The organism is Streptomyces sp. NPDC026301 (genome assembly GCF_055567935.1).
This window is the reverse complement of record NZ_JBVHPN010000011.1, coordinates 88,834-112,403: the sequence shown is the minus strand read 5'-3', so window position 1 is coordinate 112,403 and position 23,570 is coordinate 88,834. Positions and strand designations below refer to the sequence as shown.

Below are 23,570 nucleotides of genomic sequence, written 5' to 3'. Positions count from 1 at the left end.
TCACCGCTCTCCGGACGGCAGCTTCTTGACGCGCCGTCTCATCGTCTTCCGTCTCACCCCAGCCGGCATTCTCGCGAATACCGACTGCCGCATGGCCAGCGCCGCCCGCGCCGCGGGCTCGTCACGCGCGAAGGCGATCAGGAGTCCGACGGCGAACATCATCGGCAGCAGGGCGGAGCCTCCGTAGGAGAACAGCGGGAGCGGGACACCGGCGATCGGCAGCAGGCCGAGCACCGCACCGATGTTGACCACGGCCTGGGCCGTGATCCAGGTGGTCACGCCACCCGCTGCGTACCGTACGAAGGGATCCTCCGTGCGTCCGGCCACGCGGATACCCGCATAGCCTAGAGCCGCGAACAGGGCGAGTACCGACAGCGTCCCCGCCAGTCCCAGTTCCTCCCCGGTGATGGCGAAGATGAAGTCGGTGTGCGGCTCAGGGAGTTCACCCCATTTTTCCATACTCGCGCCGAGACCGGATCCGAAGAATCCGCCGGACGCCAGAGCGTATATCCCGTGCACGGCCTGCCAGCACTGGTCGCCCGGTCCCGGGTCGGTCGCGCCGATGCACGCGAGCCGGGACATCCGGTTGGCGCTCGTCTTGATGAGCAGCGCGCCGATGACGCCGGCCGCGGCCAGCACCCCGACGAACAGCCGGGTGGGCGCCCCCGCCAGCCACAGCAGTCCGAAAAGGATGGCCGTGAGAATGATCGCGGTGCCCATGTCGCCGCCGAGCATGATGAGCCCGAGCAGCAGGAAAGCGGCCGGAATCAGCGGCACCAGCAGGTGCTTCCACTGCGTCAGCAGCCGCCGCTCCTGCTTGCGCGCGAGCAGGTCGGCGCCCCACAGGACCAGCGCCAGCTTGCCGAACTCGCTGGGCTGCAGCTGGAAGGGCCCGCCGAGCGAGATCCAGTTCTGGTTGCCGTTGACCGCGACGCCTATCCCCGGCACCTGGACCAGGCACATCAGGAAGACCGAGCCGGCGATCAGCGGGTACGCCAGGGCCCGGTGCGCCCGGACGGGCAGCTTGGTGGCCAGCACCATCAGCCCGCCGCCGAGCGCCGCGGCGAGCAGCTGCTTGCGGAAGAAGTACGTGGGGGACAGCCCGGACTGCAGCGCCTTGATCTGCGAGGCGGAGTAGACCATGACCAGCCCGAGGACCATGATCAGCAGGCTGCCGCCCAGGACGAGGTAGTACGCCGTCAGCGGCCGGTCCCAGGCCCGCTTCGCCCGGTGGTACAGGCGCCGCGGGCCCGTGGGGTCCCCGGGCCGCGGCATCCGGGGGCCCGGTGGCGTCCGCCGCACCGGGCGCAGCGGACGCGGTGGGCTCGGCGGTGCCTCCTTCGCCGGTCGGGCCGTCATCCTCGTCCCCTCCACAGATGCGCTGCGCCGCACGTCCACGACGCGGGCGGGGACGTACGGTTACTGGTCCCGCGCGGCCAGCTCGCGGACCGCGTCGGCGAAGGCGTCGCCCCGCTTGTTGTAATTCAGGTACATGTCCATCGAGGCGCAGGCCGGTGCCAACAGGACCGTATCGCCCGGCCGGGCGAGCTTCCCGGCTTCCCGTACCGCCTCGGACATCGCCCCAGTGTCGGTCCGGTCGAGGTCGACGACCGGCACATCCGGGGCGTGTCGCGCGAGCGCTTCGCGGATCAGCGCGCGGTCCCGGCCGATGAGGACGGCGCCGCGCAGCCGGGCCGCCGACTTCTGTACCAGCTCGTCGAAGGTGGCGCCCTTGGCGAGCCCGCCGGCGATCCAGACGATGTGCTCGTACGCGGCCAACGACGCTTCGGTGGCGTGGGTGTTGGTGGCCTTGGAGTCGTCCACGTAGGACACTCCGGCGACGTCCGCGACGTGCTGGATGCGGTGTGCGTCCGGGTGGAAGGCGCGCAGGCCGTCGCGTACGGAAGCGGGCTGCACTCCGAACGCGCGCGCGAGCGCCGCCGCCGCGAGGGCGTTGGCGATGTTGTGCGGGGCCGGCGGGTTCACATCTGCGACCTCGGCCAGCTCCTGGGCCTGCTTCTGCCGGTTCTCGACGAACGCGCGGTCGACGAGGATGCCCTCGACGACGCCCACCTGGCCGGGTCCCGGCGTCCCGAGGGTGAAGCCGATGGCCCGGCAGCCCTCCTCGACATCGGCCTCCCGCACCAGGTCCTCGGTGGCCTTGTCGGCCACGTTGTAGACGCAGGCGACCGTGTTGCCCTCGTACACGCGGCCCTTGTCGGCGGCGTACGCCTCCATGGAGCCGTGCCAGTCGAGGTGGTCGGGGGCGAGGTTCAGGACGGTCGCGGAGTGCGCCCGTACCGAGGGCGCCCAGTGCAGCTGGTAGCTGGAGAGCTCCACCGCGAGGACGTCGTACTCGCCGGAGAGCACCACGTCGATGATCGGCGTCCCGATGTTGCCGACGGCGGCGGTGCGCAGCCCCTCGGCGGCCAGGATCGACGCCAGCATCTGCGTGGTGGTCGTCTTGCCGTTCGTACCGGTGATGGCGAGCCAGGGCGCCGCGTCGGGGCCGCGGAGCCGCCAGGCGACCTCCACGTCCCCGATGACGTCCACGCCCGCCTCGGCGGCGGCCGCGAAGAGCGGGCTGGAGGGCTTCCAGCCCGGCGAGGTGACGACGAGGTCTGTGCCCTCGGGCAGCGTCTCGCCGTCGCCGAGGCGTACGGCGATGCCGGACTTCTCCAGCTCCGCCGCGGTCGCCCGCTGCTTCTCGCCGTCGCCGCCGTCCACGACGGTGACGTGGGCGCCGAGCCCGGCCAGGGCGCGTGCGGCGCTGATGCCGCTCACGCCCAGGCCGGCGACGGTGATGCGCTGCCCGGCGAAGTCCTGGCCGGTCACTTGGCGGCCTGCCAGCCGCCGTAGAAGATGCCGAGGCCGACGATCACGCACATGCCCTGGATGATCCAGAACCGGACCACCACAAGGACTTCCGACCACCCCTTCAATTCGAAGTGGTGCTGGAGTGGCGCCATCCGGAAGACCCGCTTGCCGGTGAGCCGGAAGGAGCCGACCTGGATGACCACCGACATGGTGATCAGCACGAAGAGGCCGCCGAGGATGGCCAGCAGCAGCTCCGTGCGGGAGCAGATCGCCAGGCCCGCGAGCGCGCCGCCGAGGGCGAGCGAGCCGGTGTCCCCCATGAAGATCTTGGCGGGCGAGGTGTTCCACCACAGGAAGCCGAAGCAGGCACCCATCAGCGCGGAGGCCACGACCGCGAGGTCGAGCGGGTCACGCACTTCGTAGCAGCCGGGGCCCGCGGTGAGCTGGTTGGCGCAGGACTCCTGGTACTGCCAGATGCCGATGAAGGTGTACGCGCCGAAGACCATCACCGAGGCGCCGGTGGCCAGGCCGTCGAGGCCGTCGGTGAGGTTCACGCCGTTGGACATCGCCAGGATCATGAACAGCGCCCAGATCACGAAGATCACCGGGCCGATCTGCCAGCCGAAGTCCTGGGTGAAGGAGAGCCGGTCCGAGGCCGGGGTCTGCCCGCGCAGGTCCGCGAACTGCAGGGACAGCACGGCGAAGGCGATGCCGACGATCAGCTGGCCGGCCATCTTCGCCTTGGCCCGCAGGCCCAGCGAACGCTGCTTGACGATCTTGATGTAGTCGTCGAGGAAGCCGACCAGCCCCATGCCGGCCATCAGGAACAGCACCAGCACACCGGAGAAGGTGGGCTGGGCGCTCGTGATCACCTTGGTCAGCGCGTACGCGATGATCGTGGCCAGGATGAACGCGATGCCGCCCATGGTGGGCGTACCGCGCTTGCTGTGGTGGTCCCGCGGTCCGTCGTCGCGGATGAACTGCCCGTAGCCTTTTTTGGCCAGCAGCTTGATCAGCAGCGGAGTGCCGATCAGGGTCAGGAAGAGCCCGATCATTCCGGAGAAGAGGATCTGCTTCATCGTGTTCATCGGGTGGCGGCCCCGCCCTGCGCACCGTTGCCTGCCGCATCGTCCAGCAATGCGGCCGCGACCCGCTCCAGCCCCTCCGACCTGGACGCCTTCACCAGCACCACGTCTCCCGGCTGCAGTTCACTGCGCAGCAGGTCGACCGCCGCCCGTGCGTCGGACACGTGCACCGACTCCTCACCCCACGAACCCTCGTTATAAGCGCCCATTTGCAGCCAGGCGGCTTCCCGCCCCCCTACTGCCACGAGCTTGCTGACGTTGAGCCGGACGGCGAGCCGCCCGACCGCGTCGTGCTCGGCGAGCGCGTCCTCGCCGAGCTCGGCCATCTGACCGAGCACCGCCCACGTACGCCGCCCCTTGCCCATCGACACGAGTGCGCGCAGCGCAGCCCGCATGGACTCGGGGTTCGCGTTGTAGGCGTCGTTGACGACCGTCACGCCGTCCGCGCGCTCGGTGACCTCCATGCGCCAGCGGGAGAGCGTGCCTGCCTCGGAGAGCGCGGACGCGATCTCGTCTGCGGGCATGCCCGACTCGTGGGCGACGGCGGCCGCGGCGAGCGCGTTCGACACGTGGTGCTCACCGTACAGCCGCAGGATCACGGCGCTGCACCCGGAGGGTGTGTGAAGCGTGAAGGCGGGGCGGCCGTCGTCGGTGAGCCGGACGTCCTCGGCACGCACGTCGGCGTCCGCGGACTCGCCGAAGAAGACCGTACGGGCCTTGGTGCGCGACGCCATCGCGCGTACGTACGAGTCGTCGGCGTTGAGGATCGCGATGCCGCCCTCGCTCGCGTCGGGCAGCGACTCGACCAGCTCGCCCTTGGCCTCGGCGATCTTCTCGCGGCCGCCGAACTCGCCGATGTGGGCGCTGCCGACGTTCAGGACGAGCCCGATGCGGGGCGGGGTCAGCTGAGTGAGGTAGCGGATGTGGCCGACGCCGCGCGCGCCCATCTCCAGGACGAGGTGGCGGGTGCCGGGCTCGGCCCGCAGCGCGGTCAGCGGCAGGCCGATCTCGTTGTTGAGGTTGCCCTCGGGCCACACCGTCGGGCCGCTGCGCTGCAGCAGCTGCGCGATGAGGTCCTTGGTGCTGGTCTTGCCCGCCGACCCGGTGAGCGCGACGACGTCCGCGCCGGTGCGCCGGACGACCTCGCGGGCCAGCGCCCCGAGCGCGGCCACGACGTCGTCGACCACGATCGCGGGCACGCCGACGGGGCGGGCGGCCAGTACGGCCGCCGCGCCGGACTCCACGGCCATGGCCGCGAATTCGTGTCCGTCGACCCGCTCACCGGCGAACGCGGCGAACAGCGCGCCGTCGGTCACGGCCCGCGAGTCGATCACGACGGGGCCGGTGACCAGGACCGAGCCGTCCGGTATGTCGTGCGGCCGCCCGCCGACGATGTCCGCGATCTCGGCGAGGGACAGGGAGATCACAGGTCACCTCCGGCCGGGGACTGGAGCTGCCGAGATGGGGGTTGTGCGCGCATGGCGGTGTGTCATCCCTGGTGATCGTGCTGCTGCTGCAACTTCAGTGAGCTCTCGATGGCCTCGCGCAGCACCTGGCGGTCGTCGAAGGGGCGAACCACTCCGGCGATGTCCTGGCCCTGCTCGTGGCCCTTGCCGGCGACGATGACAGTGTCGCCGGGCTCCGCGCGGGCGACCGCGGCGGCGATGGCGGCGGCCCGGTCCTCCTCGACCAGTACCGTGCCGCGCTCGTGGGACGGCACGTCGGCGGCGCCCGCGAGCATGGTGGCGAGGATCGCGAGCGGATCCTCGGAACGTGGGTTGTCGCTGGTGAGCACCGCGGTGTCGGCGAGCCGGGCGATCGCGGCGCCCATCGGCATGCGCTTGGTGCGGTCCCGGTCGCCGCCGCAGCCCAGTACGGCGTGCAGCTTGCCCTCGGTGACCTTGCGCAGCGCGCGCAGGACCGATTCGACAGCGTCCGTCTTGTGCGCGTAGTCGACCACCGCGAGGTAGTCCTGGCCCGCGTCCACCCGCTCCAGGCGGCCGGGGACGCCGGGCACGGCGGCCACACCGTCGGCGGCGGTCTGCGGGTCGACGCCGGCCACCACGAGTGCCGTGATGGCGGCGAGCGCGTTGGCGACGTTGAAGGGGCCGGCGATCGGCGACGCGGCGCGCACGGTCACGCCGTCCGGGCCGTGCACGGTGAACGTCGAGCCCAGCGTGCCGACCTCGACGTCGGCGGCGCGCCAGTGGGCGTCCGGGTGGCCCTCGGCGGAGAACGAGGTGACCGGCACCTCGGACTCGCCCTCGATGAGCCGGCGGCCGTACTCGTCGTCGAAGTTCACCACGGCGGCCCGCGACCGGGCCTTGGTGAACAGCTGCGCCTTGGCCTGGAAGTAGTCCTCCATGCCCGTGTGGAACTCCATGTGTTCCGGGCTGAGGTTGTTGAAGACCGCCACGTCGAAGACGCAGCCGTCGACCCGGCCCAGTACCAGGGCGTGGCTGGAGACCTCCATGGCGACCGACCGGACGTCGCGCTCGCGCATCACCGCGAAGAGCGCCTGCAGGTCGGTGGCTTCGGGCGTGGTCCGCTCCGACTTCAGCCGCACGTCGCCGATCCGGGACTCGACGGTACCGATCAGACCGGTAAGCCCCCCGCCCGCCTTCTCGGCGGCGGCGCGCAGGCCGCCGTCGATGAGGTACGCGGTCGTGGTCTTGCCCGACGTGCCCGTGATGCCGATCTGCAGCAGCTCCGCGCCCGGGTCGCCGTAGATCGTCACCGCCAGCGCGCCCATCCGGGCCCGCGGGTTGTCGACCGTGAGGACCGGCAGGCCCGTCGCGGCGGCCCGTTCGGTGCCCCCGGGGTCGGTCAGGATCGCGGCGGCGCCCAGCTCGACGGCCTGCGCGGCGAAGTCGGCGCCGTGGAAGCGGGCGCCGGGCAGCGCGGCGTAGATGTCACCGGGGCGTACCGCGCGGGAGTCGTGCGTGATGCCGGTGACCGCGGCCTCCGCCGCCGGCACGGCCGTGCCCAGCTGGTGCGCCAGGTCCGCCAGCGGGATGGGCCGGACGTGCTCGGGGCGGGGCGGGCCGGGGTGTTTGCCGGGGCCGTCCTGCTGGGCATTGGGGGACTGATCAGCATGTGACACGGCGGTGAGCGTACCGGGCCCATGGGCCTCGGGGCGAAGCGAGGGACGCGGCCGCGAGTGGTTCCCCGCATCCGGAGTGATGGTCATCACGAATCGCCTCATTCGCCCGGCTTGAAGCTGACGGGCAGCCGCGGCGCCTCGGCACCGGTCGGCGGCACCTGGAGCGATTTCAGCGCGAACTGCATGACCTGCTTGTAGATCGGCCCGCAGACCTGGCCGCCGAAGTAGCTTCCGCTGGTCGGATTCTGTACGGCGCAGTAGACGGTGATGCGGGGCTTGTCGGCGGGTGCGAAGCCCGCGAAGGAGGCCGTGTAGCCGTGGTAGCGGCCGGTCTTGGGATCCACCCGGTTGGACGTGCCGGTCTTGCCGCCGACCCGGTAGCCGGGGATCTTCGCGGCGGTGCCGGTGCCCTCCTGGTCGTCGACCACGGATTCGAGCATCCTGGCGAGCGTCTTCGCGGTCTTCGGGCTCACCACGCGGGTCTTCTTCGGCTTCGGCGCGGCGGCGTACCGGCCGTCCGGGCCCTTGGTACCGCGGACGAGCGTGGGCGCGATCCGCTCGCCGCCGTTGGCGATGGTGGAGTACACCGAGGCGGCCTGCACGGCGTTGAGCGAGAGGCCCTGCCCGAAGGGGATCGTGTACTGCTGCGAGGTGCTCCAGTCCCCCGGCGCGGCCAGAATGCCCGGGGTCTCGCCCGGGAAGCCCAGCCCGGTCGGCTGCCCGATGCCGAACTTGCGCAGGTACGAGTAGAGCACCTGGTTCGCCTCGCGCTGGGTCTTGCCCAGCTGTTCGACCGACAGGATGGTGCCGATGTTGCTGGACTTGGCGAGCACGCCGTTCAGCGTCAGGTGCCAGGTGGGGTGGTCGATGTCGTCGGCGAAGAGCCGGTCGCCGCGGTGCAGCCGGTTCGGGACGGTGACGTGCGTGGACGGCGTCGCGGCGCCCTCCTCCAGCACGGCCGCCAGCGACATCAGCTTGCTGGTCGAACCTGGCTCGAAAGCGTCGCTCAGCGCGGCGTTGCCGAGCGCGTCGGCGTCGGAGCGGGTGATGTCGTTCGGGTCGAAGGCGGGGGCGTTGGCCAGCGCCAGGATCTCGCCGGTCTTCGTGTCCTGGACGACGACGTAGCCCCGGTCCGCCTTCGACTTCTCGACCTGCTTGGTGATGGCCTCCTGCGCCGCCCACTGGATGTCCCGGTCGAGGGTCAGCTCGACGTCCGTACCGGGCACGGCGGGGTGCTCCTGGGTATCGGCGGTGGGCACCCGGCGGCCCCCGGACTGCGCGTAGACGAGCTTGCCGTCCTTGCCCGCGAGCTTCTTGTCCAGGCTCGCTTCGAGGCCGCCGGCGCCCTTGCCCTCGGAGTTCATGAACCCGAGCACTCCGGAGGCCAGCTCCTTGTTCGGGTACACCCGCTTGCTGTGCTCGTCGGCGAAGATGCCGAGCAGGACGTTGGGCCGCGGGTGGCTCTTGGGCGCGGCCTGCGCCTTGGCGTCCAGCGCGTTGCGCAGGTCCTTGATCTGCTTCCAGACCTGGGGGCTCTGGCGGCGCGAGAGCAGGACGTAACGGGAGCGGGGCTTGGCGAGCTTTTCGGCCAGTTCTTTCTGCTTCTCGCCGAGGATCGGCGCGAGCAGCGCGGCCGCCTTCTGGGGCGCGTCGTCGATCTTGATCTTGCCGGGCGCCAGCAGGCTGGGGTCGGCGGTGATGTCGTACGCGTCCACGGTGGTGGCCAGGTCCACGCCGTCCCGGTCGGTGATCGCGCCGCGCTCGGCGGCAAGCGTGACCGGTACGTACCGGTTCACGTTGGCCTTGGCCGCGTACGCGTCGGCGTTCACCGCCTGCACCTGGAACAGCCGCACCGCGAAGACCAGCATGACCAGCGTCAGCGCGACCGCCACCAGGCGGAGCCGCGGGCGGGGGCTGCCGAGGCGGATGGGGGCGGGCGCGGCGGTACGGGGGCGGGGCGGCCGGGGCGGGCCGCCGGGGCGCTTCTTCGCAGCGGGTGCCGGGCGCTTCGGTGCGGCGGCGGGACGCTTCGGCGCGGGTGCCGGGCGCTTCGGCGCCGCGGCCGGGCGCTGGGGGGAGGAACGATTCGCGGACGGGGCGCGCTTCGGGTCGCGGCGGGCGTCCGCCGGGCGCTTGGCGTCCGCCGGCCGCTGGGCGGCGGAGCGTCCGTTGGCGGGGCGGCCCTCGCCCCGGGGCGACGCGCCGCCCTGGGAGGGGCGCGGCACGCGGCGCCCGGGGGTGCCCGGGCGGGCGGGGCCGCGCCGGGCCCGCGGATCGCGCCGGTTCTCGGGGTCCCTGGGGTCCCTCGGTTCGCTCACTGCTCCCCCTCCGTCTCCGTCCGGTCTGCGGGCGATGCGTCCGCGAGCGCGGCGTCCTGCGTCACGAGGTCACCCGCCGGCGGCCGTCGGGGAGGGCTGCGGAGCGGCGGTACCGGACGGGCTTCCGGACGGCGTGCGCGTCCCGGAGAGGGCCGGCGGGCGGCTCTGCGGCGCCTGCATCACGGCCGGCTGCTCCGTGGCCTCGCTGGGCGCGCCGCGCACCGTGCCGTCCGGGCCCAGGAAGGCCGGGTTGCCGCCGGGCACCATGCCGAGGCCGCGGGCCCGCTTCTCCAGCGAGCCGGGCGCCGAGTAACCGTCCACGTCCTGCTGGAGCGCCTGCTGCTCGTCCGTCAGTTCCGTGGTCTGCTTCTCCAGCCTGCTCAGCTCGAAGGAGCCCTGGTTGAGCGCGGAGTTCAGCAGCAGCAGCGTGATCAGGCCGGATCCGAGCAGCACCACGACCAGCAGCACGAACGGCGTGCGCGCCGCCGTGCTCGTACCGGAGGGGACCAGGGCGGCGAGCCGCCCGCCCCCCGTACCGCGAAGCCGCCCGGAGCCCGTCACGCGTTGTCCTCCCGGATGCGTTCGGCGCCGCGCAGCCGGGCCGGCGCCGCCCTGCGGTTCTCCGCGATCTCCGCCTCCGTGGGCAGCTCCGCGCCCCGGGTCAGCAGCTTCAGACGCGGCTGGTACTGCTCCGGTACGACCGGCAGCCCGGGCGGCGCGGTATTGGCGGCGCCCGCCGCGAACACCTGCTTGACCAGCCGGTCTTCGAGCGAGTGGTACGAGAGGACGGCGATCCGGCCGCCGACGGCCAGCGCCTGCACGGCGTTCGGCACGGCGCGTTCGAGGACCGACAGCTCGCCGTTGACCTCGATGCGCAGCGCCTGGAACGTGCGCTTCGCCGGGTTGCCGCCCGTGCGCTTGGCGGCCTGCGGCAGCGCGTCCCGGATCAGCTCGACCAGCCGCGCGCTGTTCGTGAACGGCTCCTTCTCGCGCTCCCGCACGACCGCCGAGACGATGCGCTTGGCCTGCTTCTCCTCGCCGTAGGCCCGCAGGATGCGTACGAGCTCGCCCGGCGCATAGGTGTTGAGGACCTCGGCCGCGCTCATCCCGGTCGTCTGGTCCATCCGCATGTCCAGCGGGGCGTCCTGGGCGTACGCGAAGCCGCGGTCGGCCTCGTCCAGCTGCATCGAGGAGACGCCCAGGTCGAACAGCACCCCCTGGACGCGCGGTACGGCCAGCCGCTCCAGGACGTCCGGCAGCTCGTCGTACACGGCGTGCACGAGGGTCGCGCGGTCCCCGTAGGGGGCCAGCCGCTCCCCCGCGAGCTTCAGTGCTGACGTGTCGCGGTCCAGGCCGATCAGGCGCGCGGCGGGGAACGTCGACAGCAGCGCCTCGCTGTGTCCCCCCAGACCGAGCGTGCAGTCGACGACGACCGCACCGGGCTCGGCGAGCGCCGGGGCGAGCATGTCCAGACAGCGCTGGAGCATGACGGGGACGTGGCGGGTATTGCTGCTGCTCATGCGCCTTCCGATGAGGAGGGCGGCGGATACCGCCCCCGCGGGGAAGGTGCCCACCTGCCGTTGGCCGACGGAGGCCGCACGTACTGTTTGGTCCCCGCCCGCTCTGAAGGGGAAGCGGCCGTCCGCCGACGGGGAAGTGACGTCGGATGGCCGGTGGAGCGGGAGGAGACCGAACCGCACGTGCGGTTCCCCGCGCGCGGGATTCGGGATCCAAGGAGAGTCTCACGCCTCCCACTTCGCGTCACTTTAGTCCACTCATCCCTTCGGTCAACCAACCGGTCGCGCGCGTCCCCGCACGGCCGCCGGACGCCTCCGGGCCGCGCCCTCCCGGGCCTTGACGATCATTGATTTCACCCGTACGGGGCAACGCCACCCGTTTCTGTGGGTTACCTCACAAGCACGCTCGATGACCCGCTATGCCCGTCCTCACATGGAGCGGCCCGGAGCTGCGGCGATTACCTTTAAAGCTATGTCGATATCCGCGTCGCAGGCCCCGTCCCCGTCCGACGACCGCGCAGCCGCCCTTTCGGGCGGTACGGTCACCGACCGCCTCATCGAGGCCAATGCCCGATACGCCGCCGAGTTCACGGACCCCGGCATGGACGCCCGTCCCGTCCTGAAGGTCGCCGTCGTGGCCTGCATGGACGCCCGGCTCGACCTCCATGAGGCGCTGGGTCTGGAGCTCGGCGACTGTCACACCATCCGCAACGCGGGCGGTGTGGTCACCGACGACATCATCCGCTCCCTGACGATCAGCCAGCGTGCGCTGGGCACCCGCTCCGTGGTGCTCATCCACCACACCAACTGCGGCATGCAGACCCTGACCGAGGACTTCCGCCACGAGCTGGCCGAGGAAGTCGGGCAGCGGCCGACCTGGGCGGTCGAGGCGTTCAAGGACCTGGACGCTGACGTACGCCAGTCGATGCAGCGCGTCCGTACGTCGCCGTTCCTGCTCCACACGGAGGACGTGCGCGGTTTTGTCTTCGACGTGAAGACGGGCAAGCTGCGCGAGATCGACCCGCAGGACTGAGCCGGGACCGGGCGGTGGCGTAGCGCCTCCGCCCTCCGGCCCGGGCCTCCGCCGCCCTTTCCCACCCCGCTCGCTCCGCCGTTCGCCGGCACGTCGACGACGTGCCGGCGAACGCGTTTTCCGGCCGCCGCGCCCCGCCTCGCGCCGCGCGGTGACCGGTGCGGACGGTTCCGAGTTATCCACAGCCCATGACGCGAAGCCGCGCGGGCGGCAAGAATGCGTACGTGACGTTGTTCCCGGCCCGGCCGGGGGCGTCGCGCCATCGGGGTGGGCCGGACCGGGAAAGCGGCACCGGCCCTGAATTGGGGAACCCCCGCTTTTCGTGAGCGCGGGGAAGGGCCGAGGAGGGCCGGGTGACGACCTATGACGAGCGAGCGAGCCTCAGCGATCTGACCACCACAGCCGAGCGCGTCCGCCGGTCGGTGGAGGGCGTGATCGAGGGCAAGCCCGAGGTCGTACGCCTGGCGCTGACCGTGCTGCTCGCCGAGGGCCACCTCCTCATCGAGGACGTGCCGGGCGTCGGCAAGACCATGCTCGCCAAGGCGCTCGCCCGGTCCGTCGACTGCTCGGTGCGGCGCATCCAGTTCACCCCCGACCTGCTGCCCTCGGACATCACCGGCGTGAGCGTCTTCGACCCGCGGCAGCGCGACTTCGAGTTCAAGCCGGGCGCGATCTTCGCCCAGATCGTCATCGGCGACGAGATCAACCGCGCCTCCCCCAAGACCCAGTCCGCGCTCCTGGAGTCGATGGAGGAGCGCCAGGTCACCATGGACGGGCAGACCTATGCGCTGCCGAGCCCCTTCATGGTGGTCGCCACCCAGAATCCGCTGGAGATGGAGGGCACGTATCCCCTCCCCGAGGCCCAGCGCGACCGCTTCATGGCGCGGGTCTCGATCGGCTATCCGAGCGTGGAGGCCGAGCTGCAGATGCTGGACGTGCACGGCGGGAGGTCCCCGCTGGACGACATCCAGCCGGTCGCGCACGCCCACGAGATCGTGAAGCTGGTCGAGGCGGTGCGCACGGTCCATGTCGCCGACCCGGTGCGCAGATACGCCGTCGAGCTGGTCGCCGCCACACGCAACCACCCCGACCTGCGGCTCGGCGCCTCCCCGCGCGCGACGCTCCATCTGCTGCGGGCCGCCAAGGCCGCGGCAGCCCTCGCCGGCCGGGAGTACGTCCTCCCGGACGACCTGCAGTCGCTGGCCGGCGCGGTCCTCGCGCACCGCCTGCTGCCCACCGCCCAGGCCCAGCTGAACCGCCGCTCGGCCGAGCAGGTGGTCCTGGAGATCCTGCACCACACCCCGGTCCCCGATCCCTCGGCGCAGTGGCCGCCTGCCTCCCGGAGCTACTGATGCGGGGCGGGGGGACCGAGGCGCCGGCGGCGGCCGGCCGGGAGTACGGCGAGCCGGGGGCACCGGAGAGCGGCGGCTTTCCGGCCGCGGGCCTGCCGGAGGCCGGCGGGCTGCGGGACGCGCTCGGCGGGCTGACGACGCGCGGGCGGTCCTTCCTGGCGGCAGGCGTCGCCGCGGCGGTGTGCTCGTACGTCCTGGGCCAGGCCGACCTGCTCCGGGTCGGTCTGCTGCTGGCCTCGCTCCCCCTGGTCTGCGTGGCCGTGCTGTACCGCACCCGCTATCGGGTCGCGGGCAGCCGCAGCCTCTCCCCCGCGCGGGTGTCCGCCGCGGCCGAGACCCGGGTCCGGCTGCGCGTCGAGAACGTCTCGCGGCTGCCCACCGGCGTGCTGATGCTCCAGGACCGCGTGCCGTACGTCCTCGGGCCGCGACCGCGCTTCGTCCTGGACCGGGTGGAGGCGGGCGGCCACCGCGAGGTGTCCTACCGCGTCCGCTCGGACCTGCGCGGCCGCTATCCCCTGGGGCCGCTGCAGCTGCGCCTGTCCGACCCGTTCGGCATGTGCGAGCTGACCCGCTCCTTCAGCGCGCACGACACCCTGACGGTGGTCCCCCGGGTCGAGCCGCTGCCCGCGGTCCGGCTGGCCGGTGAGGCGTCGGGGTACGGCGACGGGCGGCACCGGGCCCTCGCGCTGGCCGGCGACGACGACGTGATCCCGCGCGGATACCGCCACGGCGACGACCTGCGCCGGGTGCACTGGCGCTCCACCGCGCGCTACGGCGAGCTGATGGTCCGCCGCGAGGAGCAGCCCCAGCAGGCCCGCTGCACGATCCTGCTGGACACTCGGAGCGCGGCGCACCAGGGCGCCGGACCGGACTCCCCGTTCGAATGGGCGGTCGCCGGTGCCGCCTCCGTCGCGCTGCATCTTCTGGAGCGCGGCTTCTCGGTACGCCTGCTGACCGACACCGGCAGCTCCGTGCCTGGTCCGGACGGCGCCGGCGGCTTCTCCGGCGGCGGCGCCTCGGCGGACGCGGCGGGCCTCCTCCTGGACACGCTGGCCGTCGTCGACCACTCCGAGGAGCCCGGCCTGTCCCGGGCGCACGACGTCCTGCGCGGGGGCAACGAAGGTCTGCTGATCGCGTTCTTCGGCGAGCTGGACGAGGAGCAGGCCGCGCTGGCGGCACGGATGCGCCGGCGCAGCGGCTCCGCCGTGGCCTTCGTCCTGGACGGCGAGACCTGGAGCGGTGCCGCGGCGCCCCCGCAGTCCGGTGCGGGTCCCGCCCCGCTCCCCCTGGCCGACCGCCTGCGGCTGCTCGACGACGCCGGCTGGACGGCCCTCGCGGTGCGGCCGCAGGACACCCTCCCCGCCCTGTGGCGGCTCGCCGACACCGCGCGCGCCCGGCGGACGGCCGCGCGCGGCGGGGTGCCGCCCGGTGGTGCCGCCGCCGGGCGAGAGGGGGCCGAGCGATGAGCGGCCGGGCCCGGCTCGCGGTGTGCGCGATGGTGGCGACGCTCGGCGCCGCCTGCGCGCTGCTGCCGCTGGTGGAGCCGATCGGCTGGATGTTCCAGGCGGTGATCCTGCTCGGGCTGGTGACCACGGTCGGGGCGCTGGCCCGCCGGGTCCCGCTGGCCCGCCCCCTGACCGTTTCCGTACAGGCCCTGACCGGGCTCGTACTGCTCACGCTGATGTTCACCCGCGGTCAGGCCGTCGCCGGACTGCTGCCGGGCCCCGACGCCTTCCGGGAGTTCGGCCAGCTCCTCCAGGAGGGCGCCGACGACGTCGGCCGGTATGCGATCCCGGCCCCGGTCACCACGGGCATCCGGCTGCTGCTGGTCGGCGGCGTGCTGCTGATCGGCCTGGTCGTGGACGCGCTCGCGGTGACGTACCGCAGCGCGGCCCCCGCCGGCCTGCCGCTGCTCGCGCTGTACTCCGTCGCCGCCGGGCTGTCCAAGGACGGCGCGGGCTGGCTGTGGTTCCTGGTCGCCGCGGCCGGCTATCTGTTGCTGCTGCTCGCCGAGGGCCGGGACCGGCTGTCCCGGTGGGGCCGGGTGTTCGGCGGCGGCCCGACGACGGCGGGCCGCCCGTACGCCTCCGGGGGCACCGGGTTCGTCCCTGCGGGCGGGCCCGCGCCCGCCCCGGTGCGCACGGGCCGCCGGATCGGCGCGCTCGCCCTGGGCATCGCCCTGGTCGTCCCGGCCGCGCTGCCCACGCTCGGCGGCGGGCTGCTGGACATGAGCGGCCGCGGCCGTCCCGGGGCCGACGGCGGCACGATCTCCGCGGTGAATCCCCTGGTGTCCCTGCAGAACAGCCTCAACCAGCCCGAGGACCGGGAGGTGCTGAACTACCGCACGACGACCCCCGACACCCGCGACCTGTATCTGCGGATCGTCGCGCTCGACCAGTTCGACGGGGCGGCCTGGAAGCCGTCGCAGCGCACGGTCGTGGACGTGCCGGACCGGCTGCCCGACCCGCCTGGCCTCGCGCCCGACGTGGACACCACCGCGGTGAACACCTCGGTCTCCACCGCGAAGTGGTATGCGCAGAATTGGCTGCCGATGCCCTATCCCGCGTCCCGGATCGGCATCCCGGGCCGCTGGCGCTTCGAGCCCGAGGGCCGCACCCTCGTCGGCGACCGCGGACAGAACACCCGCGGTGTCCGGTACGAGGTCGAGAGCCAGATCGTGCGCCCGACGGCCCGGCAGCTGGCCGAGGCGCCGCCGCCGCGCCGCGCCCTGCGGCGCGAGTACACCCGGGTTCCGGACTCGCTGCCCCCGGTGGTCCAGCGGACGGCACGGCAGGTGACGCGGGGCGCCCGCTCGGCGTACGCGAAGGCGGTCCGGCTCCAGGACTGGTTCGCGCTGAACGGCGGCTTCACGTACAACACCGAGGTCCGGGCGGGCAGCGGCACGGAGGCGATCGCGCGCTTCCTGAAGCAGAAGGAGGGCTTCTGCGTCCACTTCTCCTTCTCGATGGCCGCGATGGCCCGCACGCTCGGCATCCCGGCCCGGGTGGCGGTCGGCTTCACGCCGGGCGGCAAGCGTGCCGACGGCTCGTACTCGGTCGGTCTGAAGGACGCGCACGCCTGGCCCGAGCTGTACTTCGAAGGCGTCGGCTGGACGCGCTTCGAGCCGACGCCGAGCCGGGGCAGCGTGCCGGACTACACGATCTCCGCGGACGCGCCGGCCGAGGACGATCCCGGCCGGGCCGAGCCGCTGCCCGGCCGCACCGCGGCGCCGCGCCCCGAGCCGTCGGCGGACGGCGGGAGCTGCCCGCCGGACCAGCGGCGGGTCTCCGAGTGCGGGGCCCTGCCCCAGCAGTCCGGCGGCGGCCCGGCCGACGACGGGCCGGCGCCGGGGACGGTCGCGGGCGGCGTGCTCTTCGTCCTGCTGGTCCTGCTGCTGCCGGCGGTCCCGCTGCTCTGGCGGATACGGGCCCGCGCCCGCCGCCTCGGCGCCACTCGGACCCGCGCCCGCCGCCTGGGCGACGCCCGGACCCGCGCCCACCGCCCAGGCACGGCCCGGCCCCGTGGCCCGGCGGCCGGCGTCCTCGGTCCCTGGCGGGAGCTGGTGGATTCGGGCTGGGACTACGGCATCGTCCCTGACGACGCGCTGACCCCGCGCAAGGCAGCCGCGCGGATCGTGCGGGTCGGCGAGCTGACGGGACCGGCCGCGGAGGCGGCCCACCGGATGGCCGGCTCGGTGGAGCAGGCGCTCTACGCACCGCACCCGCAGGCCACGCCCGGCCTGGCCGACGACGTGCGGCGGGTGCGCGCCGGGCTGCGCGACGCGGCCTCCCGGCGGCAGCGGCTGCGCGCCGTACTGGCCCCGCGCTCGGCCGTCCGCCTGCTGTGGGCCGCCTCGGCCCGCACCTCCGCCGCCTTCGACCGCCTCCGCCCGGCATGGGCCCGACATGAGTGAGTGGTGTGGGCCGGACCCCCGGTTCTTCGGGGTCGGTCCACACCACTCACAGAAGTCTCAGATCGCAGAGGTCTCAGACGTCGAAAGGGTCCGGGGGACGTAGGGGCGGGGCGCTCAGTGGCCCTGTTCGTCCCGGCGGCGCTGCCAGCGCTCTTCGATGCGGTCCATCATCGAGCGCCGCGGCCGGGACGTACGGCGTGGCTGTCCGCCTCCACCGCCTCGGGCGGCCCCCGCTCCGGCCTGCTGCTCGCCCGGCTTGGGTGCCTTGCGCCAGCTGGTGACGGCCAGGACCGCGCAGCCGAGCATCACGAGGAAGCCCACCACGCTGATCCAGATCTGCTGCGCGACCATTCCGGCCATGAGGAGCGCGATACCTACCAGGAAGCCCGCGACCGCTTGGTAGACCCGTCGCCGGGTGTACGTACGCAGCCCGCTTCCCTCAAGCGCTGTCGCGAACTTGGGATCTTCGGCGTACAGCGCTCGCTCCATTTGCTCGAGCATGCGCTGCTCGTGCTCCGAGAGCGGCACGGAGTCCTCCTACTCGTCGGTCGCGGGGGGCGACCGGGTGCGACCCTTTCAGGATAGGCAGGGAATCGCCCCCGTGAAACCCGCCCCTCTACGCCAATTCACTGTCCGCGCCACCATGGTGGCCGGTGGTGATGCACCCTGCATTCCCCATCCGCCCTCCCGCCATGCCGGACGTTGTACCTCCGATCATACGGGGCGAAGCGGCTGATCGGGGGCCCTGTGGCCGACTGCACCCGGCAGTCGGTGTTCGCCTCGCGGCGAGCGCCCGGCTGGTGTAGGGGCCGCGGCCCGTCAGCCGCGCTCGGCGAGGACGTGCAGCTGGGTGGCGACGGAGTGGAAAGCGGGGAGCTCGGCGGCCGCGGCCTCGAGCTTCAGCAGCGCGTCCATGGCGCCGGGCTCGGTGTCGACGAGCACGCCGGGGACCAGGTCGGCGAAGACCCGCACACCGTGCACCGCGCCGACCGCAAGGCCGGTACGGGTCACCAGCTCGGTGAGCTGCTCGGCGGTGAAGCGGCGGGGCACCGGGTCGCCGTCGCCCCAGCGGCCCGCGGGGTCGCTCAGCGCGCGCTGCGCCTCGGTGAAGTGGCCGGCGAGGGCGCGTGCCAGCACGGCGCCGCCCAGGCCCGCGGCGAGCAGGCTCAGCGTGCCGGCGGGGCGGAGCGCCGCCACGGCGTTGCGGACGCCCTCGGCCGGGTCGTCGACGTACTCCAGTACGCCGTGGCACAGCACCGCGTCGTAGCCGCTGCGCTCGACGACCTCGAAGAGGCCGTGCGCGTCGCCCTGGACGGCGCGCACCCGGTCGGCCACGCCCTCCTCGGCCGCCCGGCGCTCCAGGGCGAACAGCGCGTTGGGGCTGGGGTCGACCACGGTGACGCGGTGGCCGAGCCGGGCGACGGGCACGGCGAAGTTGCCGGTGCCGCCGCCGGTGTCCAGGACGTCGAGGGCGTCACGCCCGGCGGCCTTGGCCCGGCGCTCCAGGGCGTCCTTCAGGACCTCCCAGACCACGGCGGTACGAAGGGATGCGCGCGGGCGCAGCGGGTCAGACACGGCGGGTGGCTCCTCGCGGGGGCATGTACTGATAGGCGCCTCCCACCCTATGGGGTCGCGGGTCCTCCGCCACGCCCGCGCACCACCGAGCCGTGCGCGGGGGCCGGTCCCGGGCCTTTCCCGGGCGAATTGCGGCCGCCCGGCACCGGGGCGCGCTTCCCGGTAATTCCCTTTCGTTCCACCGGACGGAAAAGGCGATGCCGGGCCAGGCGGAGATGGCCGGACGGAGAAGGCCGGGCGGTGAAGGAAAAAGACGGGCGCGGGCGGGAACTCCGCGGAAAGCGGGAACGCGGAGACGGACACGGAAGCCACGGGCGGAGTGCGGGCAGCGGGCAGCGGAGCCGGGAATGGCAAGGCCGGGAATACGCCCCCGCATTTTCCGGCCGAAGCCGCTTCCGGACGCGCGCACGCACGCGCCCGCCCGGCCGAGGCGGCGTCCGATGGGCGCCCGGTCGGCCCGTCACCCGGCGCGTGTCCGGGGTGGCGGGAGCAGCGGCTGCAGGGCCAGCAGGCGCTCGACGAGGCGGAGGAAGTGGGCGGCGGCGCGCAGGAGGTCGTCGGCCTCCCGGGGGCCGGCCGCCCCGGGTATGCCCGCTTCGGCGCGCGCCCTGCGCTCGGCACCGGCGGCGAACAGGGCGCTCCACTCCGATAATTCGGGCGCGACCTCGGGCAGCACCTCCCAGGCGCTGCGGATGCGCTGCCTTCGCCGGAGCGTCGGCTCGGGGCGGCCCCGCACGGCCAGTACGGCGGCAGCCGCGCGCAGGGCGGCGAGGTGAGCCGTCGCGAAGCGCTCGTTCGGGGCTTCCAGGGACGCCGCCTCTTCCAGGCCGCGCTGGGCCTTGGCCAGCAGGTCGAGGGCGGCGGGCGGGGCGGCCGTCCGGCGCAGGACGGGATGGACATCGCCCGGGGGACCGTACGCAGCGGAACCTGCCCCAGTGGGACGAGATGCCATGACGAACCTCCTGTCGTCGCATAACGGCTCGGAACCGCACAACCCATCGTGAGGCACACCACTGACAATCGCCCTGACCTGCACTTTCTCCGTGTAGTCCAGATCACGTCGCCTTCGGTACCGGCCGACTTGCGCTCCCCCCGGCACCGTGCGGCATACTTTTTGCACTGACTGGTCAGTTCAAGAGGGAGGGACCGTGGACAGCACCCCGCACGGGGCGGCGGTCAAGGCCCAGGGGCTCGGGGTCAAAGGGCCTCGCGGCTGGGCGTTCCAGGACGTCGACATCGCGGCCGAGCCCGGCACGCTGATCGCGATCGAGGGGCCGTCCGGCTCGGGCCGCACGTGCCTGCTGCTCGCGCTCACCGGACGCATGACGACGGCCGCCGGAAAGGCCCGGGTGGGCGGCCTGTCGCTGCCCAAGAAGATGGCCGCCGTACGGGCCATCACGGCGCTTGCCCACGTGCCCGGCGTCGCCGAGCTCGACCCGGCCTTCACGGTCGCCGAGCACCTGCACGAACGGGCCCTGCTGCAGCGCCGCTTCGGCAGCCCGGTACGCGCCCTGCTGCGCCCGCGCCGCGAGCGCCGCGCCGAGGCCCGGGGCCGGATCGACGCGGCCCTGGAGGCCGCCGGGCTCGATCCGGAGACGCTGCCCAAGGGCGTACGGACGTCCGTACGGGACCTGGAGCGGCTGGAGGCGCTGCGGCTGTCCGTCGCGCTGGCGCTCATCGGTGCGCCGCGGCTGCTGGCCGTCGACGACACCGACCTGAAGCTGTCGGACGAGGAGCGCGCGCAGGCGTGGGCCCTGCTGCGCGGGCTGGCCGCTGCCGGGACGACGGTACTGGCGGTGTGCAGCCAGGCACCCGAGGACGCGCTCGTGGTCTCCACGGCGCGGCGCCCAGAGAAGCCGCGGCCCGAGCCGGAAACGGGCACCGAGAAGAACACCGAGAACGAGGAGGGGGCGGCGGATGCGCTCGCCGAAGCTGGCCGCGCTTGAGCTGAAGCGGTTCGGCAGGGGGAAGCTGCCGCGCGCCGCGCTGGTGGCCCTCCTGCTGCTGCCGCTGCTCTACGGAGCGCTCTACCTGTGGTCCTTCTGGGACCCGTACTCGCGCCTGGACAAGATCCCGGTCGCGCTGGTCAACGCCGACCGGGGCGCCTCGGCGAAGGGCGAGAAGATCAACGCCGGCGACGACCTCGTCAAGGGCCTCAAGGACAGTGACACCTTCGACTGGCACCCTGTGAGCGCCGCCGACGCGGCCAAGGGCGTCGAGTCCGGAACGTACTACCTCTCGCTGACCGTCCCCGACGACTTCAGCACCTCGATCGCGTCCAGCTCCGGCGACCACCCGGAGGCCGGCGAGCTGAAGGTCCGTACGAACGACGCCAACAACTACATCGTCGGGCAGATCTCCAAGACGGTCTTCTCCGAGGTGCGCTCCGCGGCGTCCGCGAAGTCCTCGCGCGGCTTCCTGGACAAGATCTTCGTGTCGTTCTCCGACCTGCACGACGCCACCCAGAAGGCGGCCGACGGCGCCTCCGAGCTCAAGGGCGGCATCGGGCAGGCCAAGAAGGGCACCGGCGACCTGAAGAACGGCCTGGACAGCGCCAAGAACGGCAGCAGCGACCTGGCCGACGGCGTCGACACCGCCAAGAAGGGCAGCCACGACCTGGCGAACGGCCTGAAGGACCTCGACTCCGGGGCGGGCAAGCTCGACACCGGGGCCGGTCAGGTCTCCAAGGGCGCGGGCCAGGTGGCCGACGGCACCCAGAAGCTCGCCGACAAGGTGAACGAGGCCGACAAGGCGGTGGGCCCCTTCGTGCGCGCGCACGGCAAGGAGATCGGCGATGCCGCGCGCCTGGTGGCCGACGGCTCGCAGGCCATCCGGGACAACCTCGACAAGCTGCCGAAGGCCGCCTCGGACGGGGCCACCACCTCCCGGGCGCTGGCCAACCAGGTCGCGGCCTTCTACAAGCTGCGCTGCGAGAACTCCCTGACCGACCGCGACGTCTCCTGCACCGAGCTCAAGGACATGCGGGACAAGTCCGATGCGGCGGCCGACAAGGCCGAGGAGGTCAGCGGCCTGGTCCAGAACGAGAAGAACCTGGCCCAGCTGGCCAAGGACCTGGACGAGGTGCACCGGCTCGCGAGCACGCTGGCCGAACACGGCCCCACGCTCGGCCAGGACCTGGACACGGCCGTCAAGCAGGTCAACGAGCTCAACAAGGGCGCGCACGCGGTGGCCACCGGTGCCGACAAGCTGGCCACCGGAGCGGGCGACCTGCACAAGGGGACCGGCACCGCCAAGAAGGGCGGCACCGACCTGGACACCGGTATGGGCAGGCTGCAGACCGGTGCCGGCGACCTGGACGAGGGCGTGGGCAAGCTGAAGAACGGCGCCGAGACCCTGAACGGCGGCATGTTCAAGCTGTCCGACGGCTCGGCGAAGCTGGCCGGCGGGCTGCACGACGGTGTCAAGCAGATCCCGGACTACGACAAGGACCAGCGGGACGCCCGTACGGGTGTGATGTCCGACCCGGTGCAGCTCGCCTCGGGCTCGGCGCACAAGGCGCCCAACTACGGGACGGGCTTCGCCCCGTACTTCATCCCGCTGTCCCTGTGGGTCGGCGCGATGGTCGCCTACATGCTGATCCAGCCGCTGAACCGGCGGGCGCTGGCGGCCGGCGCGAGCGCCTTGCGGACCGCGGTGTCCGGCTGGCTCCCGGTGTTCGCCATCGGGGTGCTGCAGATCGCCGCCCTGATGTCCGTGCTGCACTTCGGGCTGGGCCTGGAGATGGTGAACGCGGCGGGCACGATCGGGTTCCTGGTACTGGCCACGGCCTGCTTCGCGGCGATCGTGCAGTGGCTGAACGCGCAATTCGGCGCCGCGGGCCGGATCCTGGTGCTGGCGCTGCTGATGCTCCAGCTGACCTCGGCGGGCGGTACGTACCCCGTGCAGACCAGCCCCGGCTTCTTCAACGCGCTGCACCCGTACCTGCCGATGACGTACATCGTGGGAGGGCTGCGCCGCCTCATCACGGGCGGTGACCTGACACCGGTGTGGCAGGGCGGCCTCGTGCTGGCGGCCTTCACCGTGGGCGCGCTCGCGCTCACCACGTGGACAGCGCGGGGCCGGCAGGTCGTACGGATGAAGGACCTGCACCCGGAGCTCAGCCTGTGAGCACGCGGACCGCGGTGCCGTCCGCAGGGGGCACAATCGCCTCCATGGACAGCTCCAACACGCGTCGTGAGGCGACCCGGCGCAAGCTCTTCGAGGCCGCGGTGACGCTCATCGCCGAACAGGGTTTCTCCTCCACCACGGTGGACGAGATCGCCGAGCGGGCCGGTGTCGCGAAGGGCACGGTCTACTACAACTTCGCGAGCAAGAACGTGCTCTTCGAAGAGCTGCTCCGGCACGGCGTGGAGATGCTGGCCGCCTCGCTCCAGAACGCCGCCGACGAGGTGGCGGAGCGGGGCGGCTCCCGGGTCGACGCGCTGGACGCGATGATCCACGCGGGGCTGTACTTCATCTCGCAGTACCCGGCGCTCACCCAGCTGTTCGTCGCCGAGCTGTGGCGCACGAACCGGACGTGGAACTCCACGCTGTTGATGGTGCGGGAACGGGCCGTCTCCGTGGTCGCCGACGTCATCCGGGACGCGGTGGCAGGCGGCGAGCTGAGCGAGGAGATCGACATCCCGCTGACGGCTTCCGCGCTGTTCGGGATGGTGCTGGTGGCAGCGCTGGACTGGCAGTCCTTCCAGCCGGACCGGTCGATCGACGATGTGCACGCGGCGCTCTCCCGGCTGCTCCAAGGACGGGTGAGCGGCCATCAGGGCGCGGGAGGCGCCGGTGCCGAGGCCGGAACCGGCCGCTCCTGAGGATGAGCACCCAGCCCTGAGTACACGTACT

At 72.8% G+C, this 23,570-nt stretch carries 18 protein-coding genes; 7 read left to right on the top strand and 11 right to left on the bottom strand.

Annotated elements, in window-relative coordinates; all coding sequences use genetic code 11:
* The 8 genes from ftsW to rsmH form a co-directional block, all read right to left on the bottom strand.
* Complete coding sequence (ftsW, locus tag ACZ4MH_RS20740; RefSeq protein WP_467754623.1) at positions 1-1,359, bottom strand: putative lipid II flippase FtsW; 1,359 nt, start codon at positions 1,357-1,359, stop codon at positions 1-3.
* A gap of 60 nt (positions 1,360-1,419) precedes the next feature.
* Positions 1,420-2,835: a UDP-N-acetylmuramoyl-L-alanine--D-glutamate ligase gene (murD, locus tag ACZ4MH_RS20735; RefSeq protein ID WP_351599363.1), complete on the bottom strand. Its 1,416-nt coding sequence runs from the start codon at positions 2,833-2,835 to the stop codon at positions 1,420-1,422.
* The gene (gene mraY, locus ACZ4MH_RS20730) at positions 2,832-3,896 is read right to left on the bottom strand and encodes a phospho-N-acetylmuramoyl-pentapeptide-transferase (RefSeq protein WP_351599369.1); all 1,065 of its coding nucleotides are present in this window, start codon (positions 3,894-3,896) and stop codon (positions 2,832-2,834) included. Before mraY ends, murD begins: the two co-directional genes overlap by 4 nt.
* 5 nt (positions 3,897-3,901) lie before the next feature.
* Entirely contained in the window at positions 3,902-5,329 is a 1,428-nt protein-coding gene (locus ACZ4MH_RS20725) for a UDP-N-acetylmuramoyl-tripeptide--D-alanyl-D-alanine ligase (protein WP_351599364.1), read from the bottom strand.
* Positions 5,330-5,391: 62 nt separating this feature from the next.
* Positions 5,392-7,107, bottom strand: coding sequence for a UDP-N-acetylmuramoyl-L-alanyl-D-glutamate--2,6-diaminopimelate ligase (locus tag ACZ4MH_RS20720; protein ID WP_467754622.1), 1,716 nt, complete (start codon positions 7,105-7,107; stop codon positions 5,392-5,394).
* Entirely contained in the window at positions 7,104-9,323 is a 2,220-nt protein-coding gene (locus tag ACZ4MH_RS20715) for a peptidoglycan D,D-transpeptidase FtsI family protein (RefSeq protein WP_467754621.1), read from the bottom strand. The genes ACZ4MH_RS20720 and ACZ4MH_RS20715 overlap by 4 nt, the downstream gene beginning before the upstream one ends.
* A gap of 69 nt (positions 9,324-9,392) precedes the next feature.
* The gene (ftsL, locus tag ACZ4MH_RS20710) at positions 9,393-9,884 is read right to left on the bottom strand and encodes a cell division protein FtsL (RefSeq protein WP_351601849.1); all 492 of its coding nucleotides are present in this window, start codon (positions 9,882-9,884) and stop codon (positions 9,393-9,395) included.
* Entirely contained in the window at positions 9,881-10,843 is a 963-nt protein-coding gene (gene rsmH, locus ACZ4MH_RS20705) for a 16S rRNA (cytosine(1402)-N(4))-methyltransferase RsmH (protein ID WP_351601851.1), read from the bottom strand. The genes ftsL and rsmH overlap by 4 nt, the downstream gene beginning before the upstream one ends.
* A gap of 469 nt (positions 10,844-11,312) precedes the next feature.
* On the opposite strand from rsmH, the gene ACZ4MH_RS20700 reads away from it, so the two are divergent.
* From ACZ4MH_RS20700 to ACZ4MH_RS20685, 4 genes are all read left to right on the top strand, one after another.
* On the top strand, positions 11,313-11,873 hold the full coding sequence (locus ACZ4MH_RS20700; protein ID WP_351601852.1) for a beta-class carbonic anhydrase: 561 nt from the start codon (positions 11,313-11,315) through the stop codon (positions 11,871-11,873).
* 353 nt (positions 11,874-12,226) lie between these two features.
* Positions 12,227-13,225: an AAA family ATPase gene (locus ACZ4MH_RS20695; RefSeq protein WP_351601854.1), complete on the top strand. Its 999-nt coding sequence runs from the start codon at positions 12,227-12,229 to the stop codon at positions 13,223-13,225.
* On the top strand, positions 13,225-14,691 hold the full coding sequence (locus ACZ4MH_RS20690; RefSeq protein WP_467754620.1) for a DUF58 domain-containing protein: 1,467 nt from the start codon (positions 13,225-13,227) through the stop codon (positions 14,689-14,691). Before ACZ4MH_RS20695 ends, ACZ4MH_RS20690 begins: the two co-directional genes overlap by 1 nt.
* A complete protein-coding gene (locus ACZ4MH_RS20685; RefSeq protein ID WP_467754619.1) occupies positions 14,688-17,138 on the top strand; it encodes a transglutaminase TgpA family protein in 2,451 nt (816 codons plus the stop codon). Before ACZ4MH_RS20690 ends, ACZ4MH_RS20685 begins: the two co-directional genes overlap by 4 nt.
* Positions 17,139-17,252: 114 nt before the next feature.
* Here the strand turns inward: ACZ4MH_RS20685 and ACZ4MH_RS20680 are convergent, their stop codons facing one another.
* The 3 genes from ACZ4MH_RS20680 to ACZ4MH_RS20670 form a co-directional block, all read right to left on the bottom strand.
* Positions 17,253-17,666 carry a DUF3040 domain-containing protein gene (locus tag ACZ4MH_RS20680; protein WP_351602187.1) on the bottom strand — a complete coding sequence of 138 codons (414 nt, stop codon included), beginning with the start codon at positions 17,664-17,666 and terminating at the stop codon, positions 17,253-17,255.
* Between the two features lie 291 nt (positions 17,667-17,957).
* Positions 17,958-18,713: a methyltransferase gene (locus ACZ4MH_RS20675; protein ID WP_030256568.1), complete on the bottom strand. Its 756-nt coding sequence runs from the start codon at positions 18,711-18,713 to the stop codon at positions 17,958-17,960.
* Between the two features lie 460 nt (positions 18,714-19,173).
* Positions 19,174-19,665, bottom strand: a complete 492-nt coding sequence (locus tag ACZ4MH_RS20670; RefSeq protein WP_351601652.1) for an SAV_6107 family HEPN domain-containing protein — start codon at positions 19,663-19,665, stop codon at positions 19,174-19,176.
* Between the two features lie 196 nt (positions 19,666-19,861).
* On the opposite strand from ACZ4MH_RS20670, the gene ACZ4MH_RS20665 reads away from it, so the two are divergent.
* The 3 genes from ACZ4MH_RS20665 to ACZ4MH_RS20655 are packed head-to-tail and all read left to right on the top strand — an operon-like array spanning position 19,862 to position 23,539.
* Positions 19,862-20,659: an ATP-binding cassette domain-containing protein gene (locus ACZ4MH_RS20665; protein ID WP_351601649.1), complete on the top strand. Its 798-nt coding sequence runs from the start codon at positions 19,862-19,864 to the stop codon at positions 20,657-20,659.
* Positions 20,631-22,841: a YhgE/Pip domain-containing protein gene (locus ACZ4MH_RS20660; RefSeq protein WP_351601646.1), complete on the top strand. Its 2,211-nt coding sequence runs from the start codon at positions 20,631-20,633 to the stop codon at positions 22,839-22,841. The genes ACZ4MH_RS20665 and ACZ4MH_RS20660 overlap by 29 nt, the downstream gene beginning before the upstream one ends.
* Positions 22,842-22,885: 44 nt before the next feature.
* Complete coding sequence (locus ACZ4MH_RS20655; protein WP_351601643.1) at positions 22,886-23,539, top strand: TetR/AcrR family transcriptional regulator; 654 nt, start codon at positions 22,886-22,888, stop codon at positions 23,537-23,539.
* The last annotated feature ends 31 nt before the right edge of the window (positions 23,540-23,570 follow it).

Coding starts and splice junctions, on each gene's coding strand:
- ftsW (WP_467754623.1), bottom strand. CDS start 1,359: ATGACGGCCCGACCGGCGAAGGAGGCACCGCCGAGCCCACCGCGTCCG.
- mraY (WP_351599369.1), bottom strand. CDS start 3,896: ATGAAGCAGATCCTCTTCTCCGGAATGATCGGGCTCTTCCTGACCCTG.
- ACZ4MH_RS20720 (WP_467754622.1), bottom strand. CDS start 7,107: ATGAGGCGATTCGTGATGACCATCACTCCGGATGCGGGGAACCACTCG.
- rsmH (WP_351601851.1), bottom strand. CDS start 10,843: ATGAGCAGCAGCAATACCCGCCACGTCCCCGTCATGCTCCAGCGCTGT.
- ACZ4MH_RS20700 (WP_351601852.1), top strand. CDS start 11,313: ATGTCGATATCCGCGTCGCAGGCCCCGTCCCCGTCCGACGACCGCGCA.
- ACZ4MH_RS20690 (WP_467754620.1), top strand. CDS start 13,225: ATGCGGGGCGGGGGGACCGAGGCGCCGGCGGCGGCCGGCCGGGAGTAC.
- ACZ4MH_RS20685 (WP_467754619.1), top strand. CDS start 14,688: ATGAGCGGCCGGGCCCGGCTCGCGGTGTGCGCGATGGTGGCGACGCTC.
- ACZ4MH_RS20670 (WP_351601652.1), bottom strand. CDS start 19,665: ATGGCATCTCGTCCCACTGGGGCAGGTTCCGCTGCGTACGGTCCCCCG.
- ACZ4MH_RS20660 (WP_351601646.1), top strand. CDS start 20,631: ATGCGCTCGCCGAAGCTGGCCGCGCTTGAGCTGAAGCGGTTCGGCAGG.
- ACZ4MH_RS20655 (WP_351601643.1), top strand. CDS start 22,886: ATGGACAGCTCCAACACGCGTCGTGAGGCGACCCGGCGCAAGCTCTTC.